This is a genomic window from Pseudomonas sp. EA_15y_Pfl1_P101 (assembly GCF_963970835.1).
Taxonomy (GTDB): Bacteria; Pseudomonadota; Gammaproteobacteria; order Pseudomonadales; family Pseudomonadaceae; genus Aquipseudomonas; species Aquipseudomonas tritici.
The window spans coordinates 200,692-224,292 of the sequence record NZ_CAXAPA010000004.1 but is presented as its reverse complement, the minus strand read 5'-3'; the positions used below and the strand labels follow the sequence as shown (position 1 = coordinate 224,292).

The following is a 23,601-nucleotide window of genomic DNA, read 5'->3' as shown; positions in this document are numbered from 1 at the left end:
ATAATACGAACAGTGATAGCACTTTTAGCCGGTTTATCCAGTTTTTGTCGAGCGTGACAATGGAGTCCTTCCCCATCAAGGAGCTGACCCCATGCACACCCGTCCTCTAGGTACAAACGGCCCACTCGTCTCCGCCATCGGCCTCGGCTGTATGGGCATGAGCGATTTCTACACGCCTGGCAACGACACTCGGGAAGCCACCGCCACCCTGCATCGCGCGTTGGAGCTGGGCATCAATTTCCTGGACACAGCTGACATGTACGGCCCGCACACCAATGAACAACTGATCGGCAAAGCCATCGCTGGCAAGCGCGAGCAGGTGTTCCTGGCCAGCAAGTTCGGCATCCTTCGCGACCCGGCCAACCCCGCGTTGCGCGGCGTCAATGGCCGCCCCGAGTACATCCGCGAAGCCATCAACGGCACACTGCAGCGCCTGGGTGTAGAAACCCTGGACCTGTACTACCAGCACCGTATCGACCCGGAGGTCGCCATCGAAGAAACCATCGGCGCGATGGCCGAGCTCGTGCAACAAGGCAAGGTGCGTTACTTGGGCCTGAGCGAAGCCTGCGCCGCCACCCTGGAACGCGCTCACAACGTGCATCCGATCAGTGCCCTGCAAAGCGAGTACTCGTTGTGGAGCCGCGACCAGGAATACAACGGTTGCCTCGCCACCTGCCAGCGCCTGGGTATCGCATTTGTGCCTTATAGCCCGCTCGGCCGTGGCTTCCTCACGGGCGCACTGAAGAGTCCGGATGACGTTGGCGTCGATGATTATCGTCGCTTCAACCCGCGCTTCCAAGGCGAAAACTTCGTCAAGAACCTGCAACTGGTGCAGCAAGTGCAGGCGCTGGCAGCCGATAAAGGTGTCAGCGCCGGGCAACTTGCGCTGGCCTGGGTGCTGGCGCAGGGCGATTACCTCATTCCGATTCCCGGCACCAAGCAGCGCAAGTACCTGGAAGAAAATGCGGCGGCCGTTTCGATCAACCTCAGCCAGGCAGAATTGGCGGCACTGGAGGCGATCTTCCCCTCCGAGGCACCCGCCGGCTTGCGCTACCCCGAGGCGGTAATGGCCATGCTGAATATCTGATCAAAGGAGCGCCCTCAAAAGGCGCTCTTTTTTTCTTGCACGAGGGCACCTAAAGCTCCTCATGTCCAAGCCGATAGCCCTACGAAGCTCTAATAAAGCCGCGTCGACAATAAACGCTTCGTAAGGACGACCTCATGCCCACACTGCGCTCCATCCAAGCCCGCTATACCCTGTTCCTGGTGCTGTTCGTCCTGGTCTTATTTGTATTGACCGTGGTGGGAATCGGCCAGTTGGTCGCGCCTACGCTGCGTCACACCGAAGAACAGGTGGTGCTCAACCGCATCGCTGAGGTCGCCGAGCAAATCCAGGGCGAGCTGAACAAGGTTCAGTCCCAGCAACGCACCATCACTCAGACCATCCCTTTGCTCGACAGCGATGCCATCGACAAAGTCCTCCCAGGCCTGGTCGACCAATACGGCGAGCTGAAAGTCTTCGGCGGCGGGATCTGGCCGTTACCCAATCAACGCACGCCTGGACGCAACAAGCACAGCACGTTCTGGCACCGCGATGCCTCGGGCAAGCTGGCGGTGAATACGTTCTGGAACAGCGACCCCGCACCTAACTACTACGACCAGAGCTGGTACAAAGGTGGCCTGGCCTCGCCGCGCGGCCAATGCGCCTGGGCCGCCGCCTACAAGGATGACGCCAGCCAGGAGCCGCGTACCAACTGCGCCATGGCGATCCAGCGCGACGGCGTGCCGTATGGCGTCGCCACCATCGACGTGACCCTGGGTTTCTTCAACGACCTGGTGGCCAGCAAAGAAAAAGACATCGGCGGGCAAATGCTGATCGTCGAAGGCGACGGCAAGATCATCAGCAACAGCACGCGCATCAGCAGTCCCGTGGTGTTGAAAAACATCAGCGAACTCAGCGGCTCCTCGGCGTTCGCCGCCCAGGTCAGCAAGGCCCTGGCCCAGCGCGACCAGGCGCTACAACGCAGCGAGTTCGACAACCAGGGCGTGGCCAGCACCTTTTATATGCGCCCGATCGCCGGCACGCCGTGGTTCCTTGCCACCGCCCTGCCCACCTCGCTGATTACCGCTCAGCGCGATGACGTACTCGGCACCCTGGCCCTGCTGCAAATCCCCATGGTATTGCTGCTGGTGCTGCTCGCGGTGTATGCGATCCGCCAACTGGTGCAGCGCATGAAGTCGCTGAAAACCAATATCGACGCACTGTCCGCCGGCGATGCCGACCTGACGCGGCGCATCACCATCCGCGCCGAAGACGAACTGGGTGCCATTGGTCACTCGGTGAACCACTTTATTGTCTACTTGCAGAACATGATCGGCGAAGTCACCCAAGCCACCGGCGCCATGTCGTCGAGCCTTGAGCAACTGCAGCGGACCTCGGCGCACACCAACCAGATTCTGGTGCGGCACGCCTCGGAAACCGACCAGACGGTAACCGCCATCACCGAAATGAGCTCCACCGCCGACACCGTCGCGCAAAACGCCGCCGAAACCGCTGCGTTCACCCAGCGCGCCAATGAGCACGCTGACCGTTCCCGTGTGGTTGTGGGTGAGGCCTCCAACAGCGTCAGCGCCTTGATCGGCGAAGTCTCCAGCGCCACCCACAGCGTGGAAAACATGCGCCAGGACGCCGCACGCATCACCGAAACCCTCGGCGTGATCGGTGCAATTGCCGGCCAGACCAACCTGCTCGCCCTCAACGCCGCGATTGAAGCGGCGCGGGCCGGGGAACAAGGCCGTGGTTTTGCGGTGGTCGCCGATGAAGTCCGCGCCCTCGCCGCACGCACTCAGGCCAGCACCTCGCAGATCAACGAAATGCTCACCCGCCTGACCGCGGGCGTCAGTTCCTCGGTAGCCGCCATGGAAAACACCCAGGCCAGCTGTCAGTCGGCGGCGGATGCCACGGCGCGGGTGAACACCGGCCTGGACGAAATGGCAGGTTCCGTCAGCCATATCAACAACCTCAGCACCCAGATCGCCACGGCCGCCGAGCAGCAAAGCGCAGTGACCGAGGAGATCAACCGCAGCATGGTGCAGATCCGACAAATGGTCGAAGAGCTGGTAGAGAGCGGCCACGCCACTGAAACCAATACCCAGAGCCTGCTGGATGCGAATGGCCGGGTGATTGCGTTGATGAGTCGCTTCAAAGTGCGGTGATAAATGGCTGAAACACTCCCGTGCCAAAGCGCGGGAGTGGGACTATTCTGACAGCTCGAAGACGCCACACAGGAGGTGTGCCATGCGCGCAGCCGAGCAGTCGTTCCGCTTGGAGCGGATCAGTCAGGAACGCTTTATCCAGGCTCCCATCGAAGCCGTTTACGACTATGTGACCCAACCGGATCGCTGGCACGAATGGCACCCCACCTCCCTCAGCGCCGACACTGGCACCACCGGCTCACTGCCCGCCGGCGCACGTTTCACCGAGTTCATCGACTTGCTGGGTGTGCGTGTGCCGATGAGTTACCGCGTACAGATCGCCCGGCGCCCCGGCGAATTCAAGACGGTGTTCACCTCCCTGGCGGTTGATGGCTCCATCCACTATTTCCTGCTGCCCCATCAAGGCGGCACGCTGTTCAAGCGTGTATTGACGTATGAAACCGAATTGCAGCTGACCACGTTGCGTGAACGCATGATCGAACTCTCGGCGATTGCCCTCGGCCAGCTCAAGCTTCGGATGGAAAATCCCCCCGTCGTATAATTTTGAAACATTCCCGCCCTGCCTGCAGAGCTGTGGAAGCTGGCCTGCTTGCAATGACGTCGTCATGATCGCCGCCATCCCAAAGCCTAACGCCTGCACGCGAGTCTCCTCTATGAAAAGCACATTACGCTTGGCCCTGCTGTCTGCCCTGTTCACCACCACCCTCGCCCAGGCCGCCGACCTGATTCCCATCGACGTGCACCGTGACGCCAACTGCGGCTGCTGCAAAAAGTGGATCACCCATCTGGAAAGTAACGGTTTCAAGGTCAACGACCACGTGGAAGCCGATATGAGCGCCGTCAAACAACGCCTGGGCGTGGCACCGCGCCTGGGCTCGTGCCATACCGCCGTGATCGACGGCAAATTCGTTGAAGGCCATGTGCACGCCGATCAAGTGCTGGCCCTGCGCAAACGCAACGACCTGCTGGGCATTGCTGCACCGGGTATGCCCATGGGCTCACCGGGCATGGAAGTGGGAGGCCGCAGCGAGGCCTATCAAGTCATCGGGCTGACCCGTGAGGGTAAAGATGTCGTGGTGGCTGAATACCCGGCGCAATGATCGCGGGCTACCTGGGATTATTCTTCGCGGCGTTTGGCGCCGCGACCTTACTGCCACTGCAATCGGAAGCCGTGATGGTCGGCCTGCTGCTCAGCGGGCATTACAGCCTAGGGCTGTTGCTGGGGGCTGCCACGTTGGGCAACGTGCTGGGGTCGGTGGTTAACTGGTGGCTCGGACGCTGGGTTGAGCACTTTAAGGAACGGCGCTGGTTTCCGGTCAGCGACAGGCAGTTGGACAAAGCCCGTCAACATTACGCGCGATGGGGGCATTGGACCCTGTTGCTCAGTTGGGTGCCGATCATTGGCGACCCGCTGACGTTGGTCGCCGGGGTGATGCGTGAGCCTCTGTGGCGATTCCTGCTGCTGGTGACCCTGGCCAAAAGCGTGCGTTATGGCGTGCTCGCGGCAATCACCTTACAGTGGGTGTTAATCCCCACTTAATCCCCTCGCAACAGCATCCGAGCACCCTTTTTTCGGAGCCCCGCCAATGCCTCTGCCCCGTACTTTTTGCATCGCCGGCCTGCTCGCGGCCAGTACCGCCCCGGCGTTCGCCGCTACCTACGGCCCCGAGCTGCAAGGCTTCGAATACCCCTACCCGCTTCAGCATTTCGAATTTGAATCCCAGGGCAAGGCCTTGCAAATGGGCTATATGGACGTGCCCGCCAAAGGGCAGGCCAACGGCCGCAGCGTGGTGCTGATGCACGGCAAGAATTTCTGCGGCGCCACATGGGAAGGCTCGATCAAAGCCCTGAGCGACGCCGGTTACCGGGTGATCGCGCCGGACCAGATCGGCTTCTGTAGCGCCAGCAAGCCCGATCACTATCAATACAGCTTCCAGCAGCTGGCAACCAACACCCACCAGTTGCTGGAAAAGCTCGGGATTCAAAAAGCCACCCTCATCGGTCACTCCACCGGCGGCATGCTTGCCACGCGCTATGCACTGATGTACCCCGCGCAGACCGAACAACTTGGGCTAGTCAATCCGATTGGCCTGGAAGATTGGAAGGCCTTGGGCGTGCCTTCCCTCACCGTCGACCAATGGTATGAGCGCGAGCTGAAAGTCAGCGCCGAAGGCATTCGCAACTACCAACTCACCACCTATTACGTCGGGCGCTGGAAGCCGGAGTACGAGCGCTGGGTGGACATGTACGCCGGCCTGAGCAACGGCCCGGGGCATACGCTGGTCGCGTGGAATTCGGCGTTGATTTACGACATGATCTTTACCCAGCCGGTGTACTACGAGTTCAAGAACCTGCAAATGCCCACGCTGCTGCTGATGGGCACGTCCGACAACACCGCCCTTGGCAAAGACGTCGCACCGCCAGCGGTCAAGGCCAAGCTCGGCAACTATGCGGTGCTGGGCAAGCAAGTCGCCAAGTTGATCCCCCATGCAACCCTGGTGGAATTCCCAGGCTTGGGGCATGCACCGCAGATGGAGGAACCGGCCCAGTTTCACAACGCCCTGTTGCAGGGTCTGAACGCGCTTTAATCCTACCTTTTTCGAGGTGCTCGTGAATGTCGGTACAGATCGCAGTCATTGATGATTGGCAGAATGTGGCCAGTGGCGTGGTGGATTGGTCGGTCCTGCAGGCCGTGGGCAATGTGCACTTTCTGCACGATTACCCGGCAGATACTGCCACCATGATCGAGCGTTTGAAGGGCTTTGAGGTGATTTGCGTAATGCGCGAACGCTCGACCTTCGACAAAGCCCTGCTGCAAGGCCTGCCTGCGCTCAAATTGCTGGTGACCGGCGGCATGCGCAACGCGGCGATCGACATTCGTGCTGCCAAGGCCCTGGGCATCACGGTATGCGGCACCGACAGCTATAAACACGCGGCGCCGGAACTGACCTGGGCGTTGATCATGGCCTCCACCCGTAACGTGGTGGCCGAAGCCAATTCGTTGCGTGCTGGCCACTGGCAGGTTGGCCTCGGCGGCGACCTGTATGGCAAGACCCTGGGCATTCTCGGGCTCGGTAGCATTGGCCAGAAGGTCGCGCAGTTCGCCCAGGTGTTCGGCATGCGCGTGATTGCCTGGAGCGAAAACCTTACGCTTGAGCGTGCTGCACAGTCCGGCGTTACGTGGGTCAGCAAGAGAGAGCTGTTTGAGCAGGCCGACGTCCTCACGGTGCACCTGGTACTCAGCGACCGCAGTCGTGGTTTAGTGGATGCCGAGGCGCTGGGTTGGATGAAGCCCACTGCCCACTTGGTCAATACCGCACGTGGGCCGATTGTGGATGAGCAAGCGCTGGTGCATGCACTGGAAACCGGGCGCCTGGCGGGGGCGGCGCTGGATGTATACGCCGAGGAACCGTTGCCGGTGGAGCACCCGTTCCGCCGTTTGGCAAATGTGCTGGCCACGCCACACGTGGGGTATGTAAGCCAGCAGAATTACCGGCAGTTCTATTCTCAGATGATCGAAGATATCCACGCTTGGACAAACGGTCTGCCCATTCGCGTGCTGGGCTAACGCACCATTCAAGGGCAACCCTCTTGCAGTGAGCGGTCTTGCCCCGCGCTGGGGCGCGAAGCGGCCCCAAAACCGTCACACTGGGGTTTCACTGCAGCACCGCGCAAACTAGATTAGGAGCGCTGCGCACTCCAGCGCAGGACAAGCCCGCTCACTACAACCCCCTCCCTTCGCGCAAAGCATATCGTTACAAGTATTTTGTCCTACAAAATTCTCGTATAAACCCTACAGACGCTAGGATCTGTCCTAGACTGATGACCGATGGGTCCGTTTCAAAACAAAAACCCCGCGAAAATAATCGAAACTTTCCAACTCAGCCGTAGGTCAGGTTGAGGGTAAGGCGCGCAAAAGCGGTTCATACCAGATGCCGTCTATCCAATCTTTTTAAGCTAACCGTGCAACTGGCATACGCTTTGCCAGTTTTGTCATGCACTTATGCGCTTGGCCGCAGGATGCGGTCATCGAAGCTAGTGGCAGCGTGCCATTAGCCGACCAACACTTGGAGATAACTATGAACAGTGCCGCTGCAAGTATTCAGGGAGAGCGTGTTAGTCAGCCAGTTGGCGGGTCGACCTCTTTAGTCGACCTCAACACGGCGCGGCCCGTCCCAAGCCACAATCCAAATCGTAAAAAGGTGCTGTTCGTCACGTCCGAATTTGCCGACCTTGTCAAAACCGGCGGCCTGGGTGATGTGTCTGCGGCGCTGCCCCGCGCCATGGCCCATCTGCACGATGTCCGGGTGCTGATCCCCGGTTACCCGCAGGTGATGGAAAGCGATAACCCGATCCACATCATTGGTGAGCTGGGTGGGCACGCCGCGTTGCCGCCGTGCAAGATCGGGCGCATGGACCTCAAGGACGGTCTGGTCGTCTATGTATTGATCTGCCCCGAGCTTTACGAACGGGAAGGCACGCCCTACGGCGCCAACAACGGCCGTGACTGGCCGGACAACCATATTCGCTTCGCCCGCCTGGGCCTGGCCGCCGCTGACATGGCCGCCAACCTGGCGCAGATTCACTGGTGCCCGGACCTGGTGCACGCCCACGACTGGCCCGCTGGCCTGGCGCCGGCCTATATGCACTGGCGTGGGTCACGCACCCCGACGCTGTTCACCATCCACAACCTGGCCTACCAGGGCGTGATCAGCTTGGCCTCCACGCCAGAGTTGGGTATTCCCCCCCACGCCTTGCAACAGGAAGGCATGGAGTTCTACGGCAAGATGTCGTTCCTCAAGGCCGGCATGGCGTATTCCAGCCATATCACCACTGTGAGCGCGACCTACGCCCGGGAAATCACCACCCCGGAATTCGGCTGCGGCCTTGATGGCTTTTTGGCCAGCAAGACCCAGCAAGGTCTGCTCAGCGGCATTCCCAACGGGATCGAAGACAGTTGGGAAACCTCCACTGATCCGCACCTGACGCACAACTTCAATATCGGCGACTGGGAAGGCAAGGCAATCAACGCCGCTCAAGTGCGCAACCTGTTCGGTTTGAATGAATCGACCGGCCCGCTGTTCGCCGTCGTGTCGCGCCTGGTGTTCCAGAAAGGCCTCGACCTCACCGAGGCCGTTGCCAGCTTTATCGTCGAGCAAGGTGGGCAGATCGCGATCATCGGTCGCGGCGAGCCGGAAGAAGAGAATGCCATGCGTGAACTGGCGCTGCGCTTCCCTGGCCAAATCGGCGTGCGCATCGGTTTCAACGAGACGGATGCCCGACGCATGTTCGCCGGCAGCGATTTCCTGTTGATGCCGTCGCGCTACGAGCCCTGCGGTCTCAGCCAAATGTATGCCCAGCGCTTCGGTTCGCTGCCCGTCGCCCGTAACACCGGTGGCTTGGCCGACACCATCGAAAATGGCGTGACCGGGTTCCTGTTCAATGAATCCACCGTCGACAGCTACAAAGAAGCCTTGAACCGCGCGTTCAAGGTGTTTGCCTTCCCAGGCCTGCTCAACGCCATGCGCAGCCGGGCAATGACGCAGCCATTCAACTGGAGCCAGGCGGTGGAACCCTACGCCGAGCTCTACGAACAACTGGTGGCTAAGGCACTGGGGAAATCCGCTAAATAATCGAAGGAAGGTCTCTATAGATGCCGTTACGGACTCTGGAAACCTGGCCCCACGGCGCAATCATGCTGGACGCGCAACACACGCGTTTTGCCTTGTGGGCGCCAGACGCGTTTTATGTCAGCGTTGAATTGGAAGATGGCAAGTCCGTCGCCATGCTGCCTCAGGCAGATGGCTGGTTCGAAACAGAAATCAAGTGCCCTGCGGGCACGCGCTACCGCTACAACATCGATGGAGAAATGGATGTACCCGACCCGGCGTCCAGGGCTCAAGCCGAGGACGTACATGGTTGGAGCCTGGTAGTCGACCCGCTCGCCTATCAGTGGCGGCACAGCGATTGGCAAGGCCGCCCGTGGCACGAAGCAGTGATCTACGAACTGCATGTCGGTGCGCTGGGCGGTTACGCAGAAGTCGAGAAACACCTGCCACGCCTGGCTGAGCTGGGTGTCACGGCGATTGAACTGATGCCTTTGGCGCAATTTCCCGGCGAACGCAATTGGGGCTACGACGGGGTCCTGCCCTACGCGCCCCAATCTTCCTACGGCACCCCCGAACAGCTCAAGCACCTGATCGACAGCGCCCACGGGCATGGCCTGGCGGTAATCCTTGACGTGGTCTACAACCACTTCGGGCCAGACGGCAACTACCTGGGGCAGTACGCCAAGGGTTTCTTCCAGGAAGACGTGCACACCCCATGGGGCGCGGGTATCGACTTCGATCGACGTGAAGTGCGCGACTTCTTCCTGGATAACGCCTTGATGTGGCTGCTCGAATACCGCTTCGATGGGCTGCGCCTGGACGCGGTGCATGCCATCGACAATCCGGAGTTTCTCAAGGAGTTGGCGCACCGGGTTCGCGAGGAAGTGGACACGGGTCGGCACGTCTGGCTGACCCTGGAGAACGAGCTGAACCAGGCCGGCCTCCTGGAGTACGAGCACGATTTCGACGCGCAATGGAACGATGACTTCCACAACGTCATGCACGTCCTGCTGACGGGCGAGACGGACGCTTATTACAGCGACTTTGCCCACGAACCTACGGCCAAATTGGCCCGTTGCCTGAGCGAAGGTTTTATCTATCAGGGCCACACCACACGGCATGGCCATGCGCGCGGTGAACCCAGCGGGCATCTGCCACCGAGTGCATTTGTGGCGTTCTTGCAGAACCACGACCAGATCGGCAACCGCGCTATGGGCGAACGCCTGCACCAACTCTGCTCGCCCCGGGCGCTGGAGGCCGCTACCGCCCTGCTGTTGCTGTCGCCGATGATTCCGCTGATGTTCATGGGTGACGAGGTGAATGCCAGCGCGCCATTCCTGTTCTTCACCGACCACCACGGCGAGTTGGCCGAAGCGGTACGTGAAGGTCGGCGCAATGAGTTCGCTGACTTCGCGGCGTTCAAGGATCCGGAACGACGTGAACGCATTCCCGACCCCAACAACGCGTCCACCTTTCAACAATCGGCACCGTTGTTTACCGGCAACCCCCACGCCCAGCTCTACCGCCAACTGCTGGGCCTGCGCCACCGCCACATCGTGCCGCACTTGCCGGGCAGCGTGACACTGGGCGCCGAGGTGTTGGCCGAGGGCGCGGTCACTGCCCGTTGGCGCCTGGGTAACGGCAGCGTGCTGCAGATTGACCTCAACCTGAGCGCCACGGCCCTGGATCATCCGGCGACAGCCCCCGTCCTTTTTGAAACGCATGCCGAGGCGAGCACTCACCTGCCGCCGTATAGCGCACGCGCCACCTTATCCCCTGCTGGAGAGCACCCTTGAGCGAAGCGAACCTGGAAATCCTCGCCAGCCGAGCGGGCCTGGCCGTCGATTGGATCGACGCAAACGGTCGCCCGCAACGTGTGAAAGCCGACGCCCTGCGCGCCGTTCTCAAAGGCCTGGGCCACCCGGCCGATAGCGATGCCGAGATCGACGCCAGCCTGTACGAACTGGAACAGGTGCAACAGAACAAACACCTGCCACCGTTGCTGACCATCGACAGCGGCGAAGGGCTGGACCTGGCGCGCTACTTTGAACCAGACACCCTGTGCCGGGTCAGCCTTGAAGACGGCGAAACCCTGGAACTGCGGCTTGATGCCGACGCAGTGCTGCCGGGCATCATTGCACTCGGCTACCACCACGTGCAGATCGCCGGCCAAACGTTCACCCTGGCCGTCGCACCCACCCATTGCTACAGCGTGGCCGAAGCCGTCGACACACAACCCGCCCGCGCCTGGGGCGTGAGCGCGCAATTGTATTCCTTGCGGCGCCTGGGTGATGGCGGCTTTGGCGACACCCTGGCGCTGGAGCAACTGGCCCGATCGGCCGCCGAACGCGGCGCCGACGCCCTGGCGATCAGCCCGATGCACGCGATGTTCAGCGCCGACACCGGGCGCTACAGCCCCTACTCGCCATCGAGTCGCTTGTTCCTCAACGGTTTGTACGCTTCGCCTGGCTGCATCCTGGGTGAACGCGAAGTGCGCAACGCCATCGAGGCCATCGGCCTGACGGATCAATTGCACGATCTGGAGCAGCACACCCTGATCGACTGGCCCACGGCCGCCAAGGCCAAGCAGCGACTACTGCGTGCACTGTATGAAGACTTCCGCCACGGCAACCATCCACAACACGCCGATTTCCTGAGTTTCCGCCAGGCCGGTGGCGAGGCGCTGGAAAACCACTGCCGCTTCGAAGCCGTGCAAGCTGCTCGTGCCGCGAAGGGTGAAGAGCTCGACTGGCGCCACTGGCCGCAGGATTGGCGCACGCCCCAGAGCCCGGCTCTGGCGCAGTTCGCCGAAGAAAACCGCGATGAAATCGGCTACTTCGCTTTCAGCCAATGGCTGATCGCCCGTTGCCTTGAGCGCGCGCAGCAGGCCGCCCGAGGCAGCGGCATGGGCGTCGGTTTGATCGCCGACCTGGCCGTGGGCGCCGACGGCGGCGGCAGTCAGGCCTGGAGCCGCCAGGATGAGTTGCTCGCCAACCTGACCGTCGGCGCGCCGCCCGACATCCTCAACCGTGCCGGCCAGGGCTGGGGCATATCCGCGTTCTCGCCTGAAGGCCTCAAGCGCCATGGTTTTCGCGCCTTCATCGAAATGCTGCGTGCCAACTTCGCCCATGCTGGCGGCTTGCGTATTGACCATGTGATGGGCCTGCAACGCCTGTGGGTAATCCCCATGGACGCCTCGCCCACGGACGGCGCCTACCTGTATTACCCGGTGGACGACCTGCTGCGCTTGCTGGCGTTGGAATCCCAGCGCCACCAGGCGATTGTGCTCGGTGAAGACCTCGGCACGGTGCCGGATGGCCTGCGCGAAAAACTCATCGCCCGCTCGATCCTGGGCATGCGCGTGTTGCTGTTCGAGCAAAACCACGAAGGCCAGTTCAGGCCGATCCTCGACTGGCCCGACAACGCGCTGGCCACCACCAGCACCCACGATTTGCCTACGCTCAACGGCTGGTGGCACAGCCGTGATATCGACTGGAATATCCAACTCGGCCTGATCGATGCGCCGACTGTGGAGCAATGGAGCGAGCACCGCCTGCGCGAACGCCAGGCTCTGCGCCAGGCCTTGAGCCAGGACCCGCAGAATTTCGTCGACGAAATTCGCAATGAAACCGACCATATGATCGACGCCAGCGTGCGCTACCTCGGCCACACCCGCGCGCCGCTGGTCCTGCTGCCGTTGGAGGACGCCCTGGGCGTCGAAGAACAGCCCAACCTGCCCGGCACCACCGACACCCACCCCAACTGGCGCCGCCGCCTGCCGGGTGAAGCCTCCAGCCTGCTCGACAATGCCGGAGCCGCCCGCCGCCTCGAACTATTGGCCGTCGCGCGCAACCAAGCCTATGAGCGTGACCGATGAAAGCACTGCCCCTGCGCGCCACCCAGCGCCTGCAATTCCATAAAGGTTTTACCCTCGATGATGCGGTGCCCTTGGTGCCGTACTTCGCCCAATTGGGCATCAGTCATCTGTATGCCTCGCCACTGCTAAGCGCCCGCGCCGGGTCCATGCATGGCTACGACGTCGTCGACCCCACCAGCGTCAACCCGGAACTGGGCGGCGAAGCGGCCTTGCGCCGCCTGGTCGCGGCGCTGCGTGAGCACAATATGGGGCTTATCCTCGATATCGTCTCCAACCACATGGCGGTGGGCGGCGCGGATAACCCTTGGTGGTTGGACCTGCTGGAGTGGGGTCGCCTGAGCCCCTACAGCGAGTTCTTCGATATTCAGTGGCATTCGCCCGACCCGTTGCTCAAGGGCCAACTGCTGATGCCATTCCTAGGCAGCGATTATGGCGAAGCCCTGCAGACCGGCGCGCTGACCTTGCGGTTCGACGCCGCCCACGGCGCGTTCTACGTCGAGCATTACGAACACCGCTTCCCGATCTGCCCAAAGGAATACGCATCGATCCTGGGCACCGGTGAACTGCTCAAGCCCCTGGCGGAGCGCTTCACCGCCCTGGCCTATCAGGATGACGCCTACCATGAGGCTCAGTGGCTGAAGCAGGCCTTGGCCGAGCGTGCCACCGAGGTGTTGCCAGCCATTGAACAAAGACTGGCCGAGTTCGACGGGCGCCAACCCGAGGGCTTCAACCGCCTGCATCAGTTGCTCGAACAACAGGGCTACCGCCTGGCCAGTTGGCGCACCGCAGCGGACGATATCAACTGGCGGCGCTTCTTCGATGTCAACGAACTCGGCGGCCTGCGCGTAGAACGCACGGCGGTGTTCGAAGCCACCCACGGTAAAATCTTTGACCTGATCAGCGAAGGCCTGGTAGATGGCCTGCGCATCGACCATATCGACGGCCTGGCCGACCCGCGTGGTTACTGCCGCAAGCTGCGCCGCCGCGTCGATTCGCTGTCGCCAGAGCGGCATCTGCCGATCTTTGTGGAAAAAATCCTCGGAGAAGGCGAAACCCTGCGCGAAGACTGGCAAGTGGACGGCACCACCGGCTACGAATTCATGAACCAGCTCTCGCTGCTGCAACATCACCCGGACGGCTTTGAGCCGCTGGCCGACTTGTGGACTCGCCACAGCGAACGGCCGTCGGCCTTCATCGAGGAAGCCCGACTGGCACGCCAGCAAATCCTCAATGGTTCACTCGGCGGCGACTTTGAAAGCGTGGCCCGCGCGCTGCTGCAAGTGGCGCGCGACGACGTGATGACCCGCGACATGACCCTGGGCGCGATCCGCCGCGCCTTGCAGGAACTGATCGTGCACTTCCCGGTGTACCGCACCTACATCAGTGCCCGTGGGCGCAGCGCCGCCGACGACAAGGTGTTCCAGCAAGCCATGGAGGGCGCTCGCACGACCTTGGGCGAAGGCGACTGGCCGGTACTCGAGCACTTGGAGAAATGGCTGGGTGGCCAGCCGTGGCGCAATCGCCCGGTAGGCCGTGAACGCAAGATCCTCAAACATGCCTGCGTGCGCTTCCAGCAACTGACCTCGCCCGCGGCCGCCAAGGCGGTGGAAGACACTGCGTTCTATCGTTCGGCGGTATTGCTATCGCGCAATGACGTGGGCTTCAGCACCGAGCAGTTCAGCGCGCCGTTGGCCGACTTCCATGCGGTAAACGGGCAACGCTTGCAGCGCTTCCCCGACAACCTGCTGGCCACCGCCACCCACGACCACAAGCGCGGCGAAGACACGCGCGCGCGCCTGGCGGTGCTCAGCGAATGCGCGCCGTGGTACGTCGAGCAAGTTGAGCACTGGCGCAGCCTCGCCGCCCCGTTGCGTACCGATGCAAACACGCCGTCAGCCGGCGATGAATTGATCCTCTATCAGGCATTGCTGGGCAGTTGGCCGCTGGACCTTGCCCGCGACTTCGAGGGTTACCAGCAGCGCCTGTGGCAGTGGCAACAAAAAGCCCTGCGCGAAGCCAAGTTGCAGAGCAGTTGGAGCGCGCCCAACGAGGCCTATGAACAAGGCGTCGAGGCATTCCTGTCGCGGCTGTTGCTCAGCGATGAAGGCCACCCATTGCGCACCGCTATCGGTAACGCCGCCCAGGCGATTGCCCCGGCCGGCGCCTTGAATGCCCTGGCGCAATCCTTGCTTCGCATCACTGTGCCGGGTGTGCCGGACCTGTACCAGGGCGATGAGTTCTGGGACTTCAGCCTGGTAGACCCGGACAACCGCCGCCCAGTGGATTTCAATGCACGGCAACACGCCTTGGATACACCACCGGACATTGGCGAACTGCTGTTCAACTGGCGCGACGGGCGTATCAAACAGGCGCTGATTGCTCAGGTGCTGGCCGTGCGCAAGGCCCATCCCGAGCTGTTCAGCAGCGCCACCTACACACCGCTGGACGTGGTGGGCAAGCACGCTGAACGGGTGGTCGCGTTCTGTCGTGAACACCAGGGAAAACGCCTTCTGGTGGTGGTGCCACGCTGGCCGCATCGCTTGCTTGAAAACGGTGTGCATCCCCAGATCAATGCGCAGGTTTGGGGCGATACGCGGGTGAAATTACCGTTCGCCGCGACAACCCAAAACTGGAAGGGACTTTTTCAGACAGGCGCAGTCACACCAGACAAGGAGCTGTTGGTTAGCACTGCCCTGGGGGATTTCCCGGTCAATGTCTTTATCAATCCTGATGATCAAGAAAGCTGAAAATTTTCTGCGAGGAGCATTGTGATGAGTACTGAAGACAAACGCATACGCGAGCTGGCGCATCAGATCTGGGAGTCCGAAGGCAAACCCCACGGTGAAGATGCGCGGCACTGGGAAATGGCGCGCAAGCTGGCGGAAGCCGAGGCCTTGACGCCAAGCAAGCCAAAGGCGGCGGCTAAACCCAAGGCAAGCGCGCCTAAACCGTCGCCAAAGGCCAAGCCTTCGGCACCTGCGGCCAGCAAGCCAGCACCAGCGGCCGCTAAAAAGCCGCCGGCGCCGAAGAAGCCCAAGTCTTGACCTCACACCGCTTGCCGACGCCGTCGGCAAGCGGTGATTTCTTATTCCAAATTGTCAGCTGAAATCTCGTCAGCACGGCCGCGTTCGGCCTGAAAAAAGACCCTGCAGGAGCAACACAATGAGCAAACCCGATAAAACCTCACCGACGCCGGACAGCGAACCGTCGCGGATTCGTGAAGGTTTGCCCTTCCCGCTTGGCGCGACCTGGGATGGTCTGGGCGTCAACTTTGCACTGTTCTCAGCAAATGCCACCAAGGTTGAGCTGTGCCTGTTCGATGACACCGGTGAGGTTGAGCTGGAGCGTATTGAACTGCCGGAATACACCGACGAAATCTTCCACGGTTACCTGCCCGACGCCCACCCTGGGCTGATTTACGGCTACCGTGTCTACGGTGCATACGACCCGGCCAACGGCCACCGCTTCAACCACAACAAATTACTGATCGACCCCTATGCCAAACAGTTGGTGGGCGAACTCAAATGGTCGGAGGCGCTGTTCGGCTATACCATCGGCCACCCCGACGACGACCTTAGCTTCGACGAACGCGACAGCGCGCCCTTCGTGCCCAAATGCAAGGTCATCGACCCGGCGCACACCTGGGGCAACGACCAGCCGGTGCGTGTGCCGTGGGACCGTACGATCATTTATGAAACCCATTTGCGCGGCATCAGCATGCGCCACCCTTCCGTGGGCGAATCCGTGCGCGGCACCTGCGCCGGTCTCATGGAAGATGATGTACTCAAGCACATCCGCCAGTTGGGCATTTCCTCCGTCGAATTGCTGCCGGTACACGCATTCGTCAACGACCAGCATCTGCTGGAAAAAGGCATGACCAATTACTGGGGCTACAACAGCATCGCGTTTTTCGCCCCGGACCCGCGCTACCTGGCCAGCGGCAAGATCGCCGAGTTCAAGGAGATGGTCGCGCACCTGCATGAACAGAAGCTCGAGGTGATCCTCGATGTGGTCTACAACCACACCGCCGAAGGCAACGAACGCGGCCCGACCCTGTCCATGCGTGGTATCGACAACGCCTCGTACTACCGCCTGATGCCGGATGACAAACGTTTCTACATCAACGATTCCGGCACCGGTAACACCTTGGACCTGAGCCACCCTTGCGTGCTGCAGATGGTCACTGACTCGCTACGTTATTGGGCGACGGAAATGCACGTCGACGGTTTCCGCTTCGACCTGGCGACCATCCTCGGGCGCTATCGCGACGGTTTCGACGAGCGCCATAGCTTTCTCGTGGCCTGCCGCCAGGACCCGGTGCTGCGCCAGCTGAAAATGATCGCCGAGCCTTGGGACTGCGGCCCTGGTGGCTACCAAGTGGGCAATTTCCCGCCGGGCTGGGTGGAATGGAATGACCGCTTCCGCGACACCGTGCGCGCGTTCTGGAAAGGTGATGACGGCCAGTTGGCGGATTTCGCTGCGCGCATGACCGCCTCGGGTGAGATGTTCAATCATCGTGGCCGCCGCCCTTACAGCTCGGTGAACTTCATCACCGCGCACGATGGTTTCACCTTGCACGACCTGGTGTCCTACAACGACAAACACAACGAAGCCAACGACGAGAACAATCAGGACGGTAGCAACAATAACCTTTCGTGGAACCACGGCGTAGAAGGCCCGACCGAAGATCCGGAGATCAACGCACTGCGCCTGCGCCAGATGCGTAACTTCTTCGCAACGCTGCTGTTGTCCCAAGGCACGCCGATGCTCGTGGCCGGTGACGAATTTGCCCGCACCCAACACGGCAACAATAATGCCTACTGCCAAGACAGCGAGATCGGCTGGGTCAACTGGGATTTGGACGACGACGGCAAGGCGCTGCTCAAATTTGTGAAGCGCCTGATCAAGCTGCGCCTGACCTACCCGATCCTGCGTCGTGGACGCTTCCTGGTGGGCGATTACAACGAAGATATCGGCGTGAAGGACGTGACCTGGCTATCGCCAGATGGCACCGAGATGACCACCGAACAGTGGCACGACAGCCACGGCCGTTGCCTGGGGATGTTGATGGATGGCCGCGCCCAGGAAACCGGGATTCGCCGTGCCGGCGCCGATGCGACCTTGCTGCTGGTGGTCAACGCCCACCACGACATGGTCAATTTCCGCCTGCCGCCTGTGCCAGAGGGTGAGTTCTGGTCCTGCATGCTCGACACCAACGAGCCCGCGGTGCGTGGTCAGGAACGTTTCGACTTTGAACATGAATACGCGGTGACCGGCCGCTCGTTGCTACTGTTTGAGCTGCAGCACGAAGACGAGGTGTGAGATGGCGTTGCATGGACTCCTTCAAGGCTACCGGGGCTATGCGGACACGCAAGCCCTGGGCGCGGCCCTGAAGGCGCTTCAGGAGGAAGGCCTGGACCAACTGCCGTTGCCGGGCAGCGGCCAGACGTTGGAACGGTTCAGCCGCTTGGCGCAGGTGGCAGGTCATGACCTGCGCCTGTGCAAGCTGTTTGAAGGCCATACCGATGCCCTGGCAATCATCGCCGAGCTCAACAGCCCCTTGCCGCCCTTGGGCAGTACGTGGGGTATGTGGGCAGCCGAACCCCCCACGGCCAAGCTGCATGTGCGCAAAGAGGGCCATCGCCTGCTGGTGCAAGGGCGTAAAGCCTGGTGCTCTGGCGCGGCGGTGGTCAGTCATGGGTTGTTGACGGCCTGGGACGAAGAAGATCGCCAGCAGTTGGTGGCGGTGGACATGGACCAACCCGGCATCACCGTGACTGACCAGGGCTGGAATGCCGTGGGCATGGCGGCCACCGGCAGTGTGGAAGTCGTGTTTGATGGGGCGTGGGGGCTTGCCGTGGGCAGCCCCGGTGATTACCTCACCCGCCCCGGTTTCTGGCAAGGCGGCATCGGCATCGCAGCCTGCTGGTACGGCGCGGCGCAACGCCTGGCGCAAGTCTTGCTCGAACACTGCAGCAAGCGACCCGAACCGCATGCCCTCGCCCATCTCGGCGCCGTCGACAGTGCATTGAACAGTGCCGCCTGCGTGCTGCGCGCCAGTGCCAAACACCTCGACCGAGAACCGCAGGCTGACGCCAGGGCGTTGGCCCAGCAGACGCGTGCCTGCATCGAAGACACCGTTGAGCAAGTGATTCGCCACGTTGGCCGCGCCGTCGGTGCGGGTCCGTATTGCAAGGACCCGCACTTCGCCCAGTTGATGGCGGACCTGCCGGTGTATGTGCGCCAAAGCCATGCCGAGCGCGACTTGGCCGGTCTTGGCGAACTGGCCGCGGGCGCCCCCACAGGAAGGTGGCAGCTATGAAAGCCAATCCGATTGTGGGCCAGGGTACGCCGCTGCATCACTGGCAGGCGTCGCCGAAAATGGCCAAGTTGCCACAGATCAGCGTCGAGCAGTTGGTGCCTGAAGGCCATCGTGCAGTGATCATTGCCCCGCATCCGGATGACGAAGTGCTGGGTTGCGGCGGGCTGATGCAGGGGTTGGCGGCGCTGGGCCGGCCAATACAGTTGATTTCAGTCACCGATGGCAGCGCCAGTCATCCCGGTTCGCAACGCTGGCCGGTCGAGCGCTTGAGCGTGGTGCGCCCCCAGGAGTCAGCACAGGCCCTGCATCGTCTCGGCCTGCCTGCCCACAGCTTGAAATGGCTGCGCGCGGGCTTTAGCGACAGCAAGGTCGCGGCGCGCGAGGATGAACTCGCTGCGTTTATCCAGCGTTATCTCAAACCCAACGATGTAGTGTTCACCACGTGGCGTGAAGACGGCCATTGCGACCATGAGGCCGTTGGCCGTGCCAGCGCCAAGGCATCCGAGGCCGTGGGCGCAACCCTGTATGAGGTACCGGTGTGGACCTGGCACTGGGCAACCCCCGAAAACAGCCTGGTGCCCTGGCACCGCGCGCGCAAGATTGCGCTGAGCTGCGAAGCCGTCGCCCGCAAGCGCCATGCCATCCATGCCTTCGCCAGCCAGCTGGAAGGTGACCCGCTGGTCGGCCTCGCGCCAGTGCTCGCGCCCTATGTGGTGGAGCGCTTGTTGCAGCCCTTTGAAGTGGTGTTCGTATGAGTGTGGCCACGCCTTACTTCGACCAATTGTTCGCCGAGAACGACGATCCCTGGGCCTTTCGCGAGCGCTGGTACGAGCGACGCAAACGCGCACTGACCCTGGCGATACTCACGCGGCCGCGCTATGCCTCGGTGTTCGAGCCCGGTTGCGCGAATGGCGAGCTGAGCTTCGAGCTGGCGCCACGTTGCGACCGCCTGCTGTGTTGCGACACCGCCGCCGCCGCCGTGGCGTTGGCGAGTAGCCGGCTGTTGGGTTTCCCGCATGCGCAGGTGCAGCAAAGCCGTTTGCCGGGCCATTGGCCCACCGGTCATTTCGATCTGATCGTATTGAGCGAGCTGTGCTACTACCTCGACGCAAACGACCTGAGCGAGTTGATTGATCGCGCCCGCGCTTCGCTTACCGATGACGGCCAAGTGCTGGCTTGCCATTGGCGCCCGCCTATCGAAGGTAGCCCGCAGACTGCCGAGCAGGTGCACGCGCTGCTCCAGCAGCGCCTGGATATGCCGCGGATCGCAAGCCATCACGAACACGACTTTCTTCTTGATCTATGGAGCCGCGATGGCACCTCGGTCGCCACCCTTGAGGGCTTGCGATGATCGGTATTCTGATCCCGGTACACAACGAAGAGGCGTTGCTGGGCGACTGCCTTGAAGCGGCGCTGATCGCGGCTGGCCACCCCGGATTGATGGGCGAAACAGTCACTATCTTGGTCGTGCTCGACAGTTGCAGCGATGGCAGTGCCGCCATTGCCCAGGCCTACCCGGTGCATTACCTCGAAGCCCAGGCGCGCAATGTGGGGCATGTGCGCGGGATTGGCGCGCGCCACCTGCTCAATCAGGGCGCGCGCTGGATCTCCTGCACGGACGCCGACAGCCGGGTTGCCCCGGACTGGCTGGTGGCGCAGCTGGCACTGGGGGTGGATGCGGTGTGCGGCACTGTCACGGTGGACGCCTGGAGCGAAGATTACGATCCCGCTGCACACATTCGTTATCTGCAAGGTTATGAGGCCCGTGACGGTCATCGGCACATCCACGGTGCCAACCTGGGCGTAAGCGCTGGCGCTTATGTGCGCGCCGGCGGTTTCGAACCGCTGGCGTGCCATGAAGATGTCCAATTGGTGCGCAACCTTGAGCGGTGCGGCGCCTCCATCGCCTGGAGCCATACGCCGCAAGTGATCACCAGTGCGCGCCTGGACGCCCGCGCACAAGGCGGGTTTGGCGATTATTTGAAGAGTTTGATGCACGCCACTTAAAAAACGGCGTTACTGAATGTAAAAGCGACCAATCCTTGTCTATGCTGAGGACGCCTTGCTGGTATTCCACGGTTGGAGTGCCATGCAGCCACTGCGGCGGAGCCTGTGGTGGATAGAAGAGAGTCGTCCCGTCAACGGGCACGACCCACAGCATCAATCGACAAGGATGTACCCCCCATGAAGCTTGCCTCTTTAAGCGACGGCCGTCGCGGCACGGCGCAAATCTGGAACAGTGCCCCGCAGCTGGCGCAAATCCTCCCGATCACCGCGTCCTCACTGGTACCCGCTGGCGCGCGCGTGGTCATCATCGCCCCGCATCCCGGCGACGAAGTGCTGGCCTGTGGCGGCTTGCTGCAGTTGCTCAGCACCCTGGAACACCCGCTGCAACTGATCTCCCTCACCGACGGCAGTGCCAGCCACCCGGGGTCCAACATATGGCCGGCGAGCCGCTTGAGCGTGGTGCGCCCGCAGGAAAGTGTCGAAGCCCTACGCCGCCTGGGTATGCCGTTGCACAGCCTGAAGTGGATACGTGGCGGGTTCTGCGATACCGCCCTCGCCGCCCGGGAAGCACAGCTGAGCCAGTTCATCGCGCGTTACCTGCAACCGGGCGACGTGGTGTTCAGCACCTGGCGCAATGACGGCAATGCCGACCATGACGCAGTCGGCCGTGCCAGCGCCAAGGCGTGCAGCCTGGTAGGCGCGCAGTTGCATGAATTGCCGATCTGGGCCTGGCACTGGCCCGCCCGAGAAGGGGCGATCATCCCCTGGCAACGGGCGCGCAAAGTGCGTCTGGACAGCTGGAGCGTGGCGCGCAAACTCCATGCCGCCCACGCCTACGCCAGCCAACTGGCCGGCGATCCGGAAATCGGCCTGGCCCCCATGATGGCCCAGGTGCTGCTGGAGCGTATGCGCGAGCCTTACGAGATCGTGCTGTCGTAAAACCTCACCTGTCCTAGTGTGCTTGATGGGTGTGAGGGTGGGATTGCAGGCTGCTACGCCATGTTCGACCGTGACGCCAACGGCGCTCCGCGCCCGGCGACTGCGCCAAGCGCTGTACCGGCAAGTATGCGTTCCGCCTGATCAATGACGGCGTGGGTCACAACCTGCCGCAGGAGGCGCCCGAGGCGTTTGCCAAGGCCATCATTGATGCGGATCACCTGCGACCGAGTGTGTCCCCTTCATCCAACTAGCACCCTTGAATCGCGAAAACTGGTAAGCGATCCCCAGCCAGATAAACCAGGCTGGCATCACGTACAGCGCCAGGCGTGTATCCGGCCGCAACGCCAACAGGCCCAGTACAAACGCGAGAAACGCCAAGGAAAACCAGGCCATCGGCACACCACCAGGCATCTTGTAGATGGATTTCGCGTGCAGGTCCGGGCGTTTTTTACGGTAGGCGATGTAGGACGCGAGGATGGTCGACCAGGTGAAAATCACCAGGATCGCTGACACCGTCGACACGATGGTGAAAGCGGTCATCACCTCCGGCACCACAAACAGCAATACCAGCCCTAATAGCATCAGCACGGTGGTAAACGCCAGGCTGATAAACGGCACGCTGCTGTTCGACAACCGCCCAAAAATGCCCGGTGCATCACCCAGGTCGGCCAACCCGAACAACATACGGCTGGCGGAAAAAACGCCACTGTTGGCAGATGAAGCTGCCGAAGTGAGTACCACGAAATTCACAATGCCCGCAGCGGCCGGAAAGCCTGCGACCAGGAACAACTCAACAAACGGGCTTTTGCTCGGCGAGACTTGCTGCCACGAAGTCACGGCGATGATGCATGCCAGGGCCAGCACGTAGAACAGGATGATGCGCAGCGGGATCGAGTTGATTGCCTTGGGCAACGTGCGCTCTGGCGAGCGGGTTTCGGCGGCGGCCGTGCCGATCAGTTCGGTGCCGGCGAAAGAAAAAATCGCCATCTGGAAGCCGGCAAAAAAGCCAAACAGGCCATTGGGAAACGCTGCCTGTTTGTCCAGCAAATGGGTCAGCGAAGCTGTGACGCCGGTCGGCGAGACAAACGAGCTGGCGATCAGTACCACACTCACGCCAATCAAGGTCACCACGGCGATGATTTTGATGATCGCGAACCAGAACTCCACTTCGCCAAACAGCTTGACCGTCAGCACGTTGAGCGCGAACAGCGTGAGCAACATGCCCACCGCTGGGATCCACGCCGGCACATCCGGAAACCAGTACTGAAAAAAGCCGCCGACCACGACCGCATCCCCCACCACCGCTACGCTCCAGCTCAACCAGTACGACCAGCCGAGAAAGAACGCCGCGCGCGGCCCCAAGTACGCCCCGGCAAAGTCGGCGAAGCTCTTGAAGTTGAGGTTGGACAGCAGCAGCTCGCCCATGGCGCGCATCACGAAATACACGAACAGCCCAATGATCATATAGATCAGGATGATCGAGGTGCCGGACAGCGCAATGATTTTGCCGGAGCCCATGAACAGGCCGGTGCCGATCGCACCGCCCATGGCCATCAACTGGATATGGCGGTTGCTCAGGGTACGTTGCAACGCAGGCTTTTCACAAAGCCCAGGCGTGGTTGTTTTCATCA

The 23,601-nt window shown here is 61.7% G+C and carries 19 protein-coding genes and 1 pseudogene; 19 read left to right on the top strand and 1 reads right to left on the bottom strand.

Translation table 11 applies throughout. The features are described from left to right. Positions 1 to 91: 91 nt before the first annotated feature. The 19 genes and pseudogenes from AACY36_RS07800 to AACY36_RS07715 all read left to right on the top strand — a co-directional run bounded on the left by AACY36_RS07800 (position 92) and on the right by AACY36_RS07715 (position 21,970). Positions 92 to 1,087: an aldo/keto reductase gene (locus AACY36_RS07800; RefSeq protein WP_339416068.1), complete on the top strand. Its 996-nt coding sequence runs from the start codon at positions 92 to 94 to the stop codon at positions 1,085 to 1,087. A gap of 134 nt (positions 1,088 to 1,221) precedes the next feature. Next, positions 1,222 to 2,355 (top strand): annotated as a pseudogene (locus AACY36_RS28255) (HAMP domain-containing protein); the annotation flags it as partial. A 15-nt stretch (positions 2,356 to 2,370) separates the two neighbouring features. Further along, entirely contained in the window at positions 2,371 to 3,216 is an 846-nt protein-coding gene (locus tag AACY36_RS28250; protein WP_370468008.1) for a methyl-accepting chemotaxis protein, read from the top strand. A gap of 82 nt (positions 3,217 to 3,298) precedes the next feature. Beyond that, positions 3,299 to 3,757, top strand: coding sequence for an SRPBCC family protein (locus AACY36_RS07790; protein ID WP_339416065.1), 459 nt, complete (start codon positions 3,299 to 3,301; stop codon positions 3,755 to 3,757). Between the two features lie 112 nt (positions 3,758 to 3,869). Beyond that, positions 3,870 to 4,316 carry a DUF411 domain-containing protein gene (locus AACY36_RS07785; RefSeq protein WP_339416064.1) on the top strand — a complete coding sequence of 149 codons (447 nt, stop codon included), beginning with the start codon at positions 3,870 to 3,872 and terminating at the stop codon, positions 4,314 to 4,316. Further along, positions 4,313 to 4,756, top strand: a complete 444-nt coding sequence (locus tag AACY36_RS07780; protein WP_339416063.1) for a YqaA family protein — start codon at positions 4,313 to 4,315, stop codon at positions 4,754 to 4,756. The genes AACY36_RS07785 and AACY36_RS07780 overlap by 4 nt, the downstream gene beginning before the upstream one ends. A gap of 46 nt (positions 4,757 to 4,802) precedes the next feature. Further along, positions 4,803 to 5,804: an alpha/beta fold hydrolase gene (locus AACY36_RS07775; RefSeq protein ID WP_339416062.1), complete on the top strand. Its 1,002-nt coding sequence runs from the start codon at positions 4,803 to 4,805 to the stop codon at positions 5,802 to 5,804. Between the two features lie 26 nt (positions 5,805 to 5,830). Further along, on the top strand, positions 5,831 to 6,784 hold the full coding sequence (locus AACY36_RS07770; RefSeq protein WP_339496866.1) for a D-2-hydroxyacid dehydrogenase family protein: 954 nt from the start codon (positions 5,831 to 5,833) through the stop codon (positions 6,782 to 6,784). Positions 6,785 to 7,295: 511 nt separating this feature from the next. Next, the gene (gene glgA, locus AACY36_RS07765; RefSeq protein WP_339416060.1) at positions 7,296 to 8,849 is read left to right on the top strand and encodes a glycogen synthase GlgA; all 1,554 of its coding nucleotides are present in this window, start codon (positions 7,296 to 7,298) and stop codon (positions 8,847 to 8,849) included. A 20-nt stretch (positions 8,850 to 8,869) separates the two neighbouring features. Further along, positions 8,870 to 10,621 (top strand): malto-oligosyltrehalose trehalohydrolase, encoded by a 1,752-nt coding sequence (gene treZ / locus AACY36_RS07760; RefSeq protein WP_339496864.1) that lies wholly within the window; start codon positions 8,870 to 8,872, stop codon positions 10,619 to 10,621. Beyond that, positions 10,618 to 12,702, top strand: a complete 2,085-nt coding sequence (gene malQ, locus AACY36_RS07755) for a 4-alpha-glucanotransferase (protein ID WP_339416057.1) — start codon at positions 10,618 to 10,620, stop codon at positions 12,700 to 12,702. The genes treZ and malQ overlap by 4 nt, the downstream gene beginning before the upstream one ends. Next, a complete protein-coding gene (locus AACY36_RS07750) occupies positions 12,699 to 15,449 on the top strand; it encodes a malto-oligosyltrehalose synthase (RefSeq protein ID WP_339427549.1) in 2,751 nt (916 codons plus the stop codon). The genes malQ and AACY36_RS07750 overlap by 4 nt, the downstream gene beginning before the upstream one ends. Before the next feature lie 24 nt (positions 15,450 to 15,473). Further along, positions 15,474 to 15,746: a DUF2934 domain-containing protein gene (locus AACY36_RS07745; RefSeq protein WP_339416055.1), complete on the top strand. Its 273-nt coding sequence runs from the start codon at positions 15,474 to 15,476 to the stop codon at positions 15,744 to 15,746. Between the two features lie 118 nt (positions 15,747 to 15,864). Then, positions 15,865 to 18,024 (top strand): glycogen debranching protein GlgX, encoded by a 2,160-nt coding sequence (gene glgX / locus AACY36_RS07740; RefSeq protein ID WP_339416053.1) that lies wholly within the window; start codon positions 15,865 to 15,867, stop codon positions 18,022 to 18,024. Position 18,025: 1 nt separating this feature from the next. After that, a complete protein-coding gene (locus AACY36_RS07735) occupies positions 18,026 to 19,024 on the top strand; it encodes an acyl-CoA dehydrogenase family protein (RefSeq protein WP_339416051.1) in 999 nt (332 codons plus the stop codon). Further along, a complete protein-coding gene (locus AACY36_RS07730; RefSeq protein WP_339416050.1) occupies positions 19,021 to 19,779 on the top strand; it encodes a PIG-L deacetylase family protein in 759 nt (252 codons plus the stop codon). Before AACY36_RS07735 ends, AACY36_RS07730 begins: the two co-directional genes overlap by 4 nt. Beyond that, a complete protein-coding gene (locus tag AACY36_RS07725; RefSeq protein ID WP_339416049.1) occupies positions 19,776 to 20,375 on the top strand; it encodes an SAM-dependent methyltransferase in 600 nt (199 codons plus the stop codon). Before AACY36_RS07730 ends, AACY36_RS07725 begins: the two co-directional genes overlap by 4 nt. Beyond that, positions 20,372 to 21,031, top strand: coding sequence for a glycosyltransferase (locus AACY36_RS07720; protein WP_339416048.1), 660 nt, complete (start codon positions 20,372 to 20,374; stop codon positions 21,029 to 21,031). Before AACY36_RS07725 ends, AACY36_RS07720 begins: the two co-directional genes overlap by 4 nt. 177 nt (positions 21,032 to 21,208) lie before the next feature. Further along, complete coding sequence (locus AACY36_RS07715; protein ID WP_339416047.1) at positions 21,209 to 21,970, top strand: PIG-L deacetylase family protein; 762 nt, start codon at positions 21,209 to 21,211, stop codon at positions 21,968 to 21,970. 201 nt (positions 21,971 to 22,171) lie between these two features. Here the strand turns inward: AACY36_RS07715 and AACY36_RS07710 are convergent, their stop codons facing one another. Continuing rightward, positions 22,172 to 23,599 carry an amino acid permease gene (locus tag AACY36_RS07710; RefSeq protein WP_339416045.1) on the bottom strand — a complete coding sequence of 476 codons (1,428 nt, stop codon included), beginning with the start codon at positions 23,597 to 23,599 and terminating at the stop codon, positions 22,172 to 22,174. Between the last annotated feature and the right edge of the window lie 2 nt (positions 23,600 to 23,601).

What these genes read in the sequence shown, in the direction of transcription:
- AACY36_RS07720 (WP_339416048.1), top strand. Translation starts at nt 20,372, where the DNA reads ATGATCGGTATTCTGATCCCGGTACACAACGAAGAGGCGTTGCTGGGC.
- AACY36_RS07745 (WP_339416055.1), top strand. Translation starts at nt 15,474, where the DNA reads ATGAGTACTGAAGACAAACGCATACGCGAGCTGGCGCATCAGATCTGG.
- glgX (WP_339416053.1), top strand. Translation starts at nt 15,865, where the DNA reads ATGAGCAAACCCGATAAAACCTCACCGACGCCGGACAGCGAACCGTCG.
- AACY36_RS07730 (WP_339416050.1), top strand. Translation starts at nt 19,021, where the DNA reads ATGAAAGCCAATCCGATTGTGGGCCAGGGTACGCCGCTGCATCACTGG.
- AACY36_RS07800 (WP_339416068.1), top strand. Translation starts at nt 92, where the DNA reads ATGCACACCCGTCCTCTAGGTACAAACGGCCCACTCGTCTCCGCCATC.
- AACY36_RS07790 (WP_339416065.1), top strand. Translation starts at nt 3,299, where the DNA reads ATGCGCGCAGCCGAGCAGTCGTTCCGCTTGGAGCGGATCAGTCAGGAA.
- treZ (WP_339496864.1), top strand. Translation starts at nt 8,870, where the DNA reads ATGCCGTTACGGACTCTGGAAACCTGGCCCCACGGCGCAATCATGCTG.
- glgA (WP_339416060.1), top strand. Translation starts at nt 7,296, where the DNA reads ATGAACAGTGCCGCTGCAAGTATTCAGGGAGAGCGTGTTAGTCAGCCA.
- AACY36_RS07710 (WP_339416045.1), bottom strand. Translation starts at nt 23,599, where the DNA reads ATGAAAACAACCACGCCTGGGCTTTGTGAAAAGCCTGCGTTGCAACGT.
- AACY36_RS07775 (WP_339416062.1), top strand. Translation starts at nt 4,803, where the DNA reads ATGCCTCTGCCCCGTACTTTTTGCATCGCCGGCCTGCTCGCGGCCAGT.
- AACY36_RS07715 (WP_339416047.1), top strand. Translation starts at nt 21,209, where the DNA reads ATGAAGCTTGCCTCTTTAAGCGACGGCCGTCGCGGCACGGCGCAAATC.
- AACY36_RS07750 (WP_339427549.1), top strand. Translation starts at nt 12,699, where the DNA reads ATGAAAGCACTGCCCCTGCGCGCCACCCAGCGCCTGCAATTCCATAAA.
- AACY36_RS07770 (WP_339496866.1), top strand. Translation starts at nt 5,831, where the DNA reads ATGTCGGTACAGATCGCAGTCATTGATGATTGGCAGAATGTGGCCAGT.
- AACY36_RS07785 (WP_339416064.1), top strand. Translation starts at nt 3,870, where the DNA reads ATGAAAAGCACATTACGCTTGGCCCTGCTGTCTGCCCTGTTCACCACC.
- AACY36_RS07725 (WP_339416049.1), top strand. Translation starts at nt 19,776, where the DNA reads ATGAGTGTGGCCACGCCTTACTTCGACCAATTGTTCGCCGAGAACGAC.
- AACY36_RS07780 (WP_339416063.1), top strand. Translation starts at nt 4,313, where the DNA reads ATGATCGCGGGCTACCTGGGATTATTCTTCGCGGCGTTTGGCGCCGCG.
- AACY36_RS07735 (WP_339416051.1), top strand. Translation starts at nt 18,026, where the DNA reads ATGGCGTTGCATGGACTCCTTCAAGGCTACCGGGGCTATGCGGACACG.
- AACY36_RS28250 (WP_370468008.1), top strand. Translation starts at nt 2,371, where the DNA reads ATGATCGGCGAAGTCACCCAAGCCACCGGCGCCATGTCGTCGAGCCTT.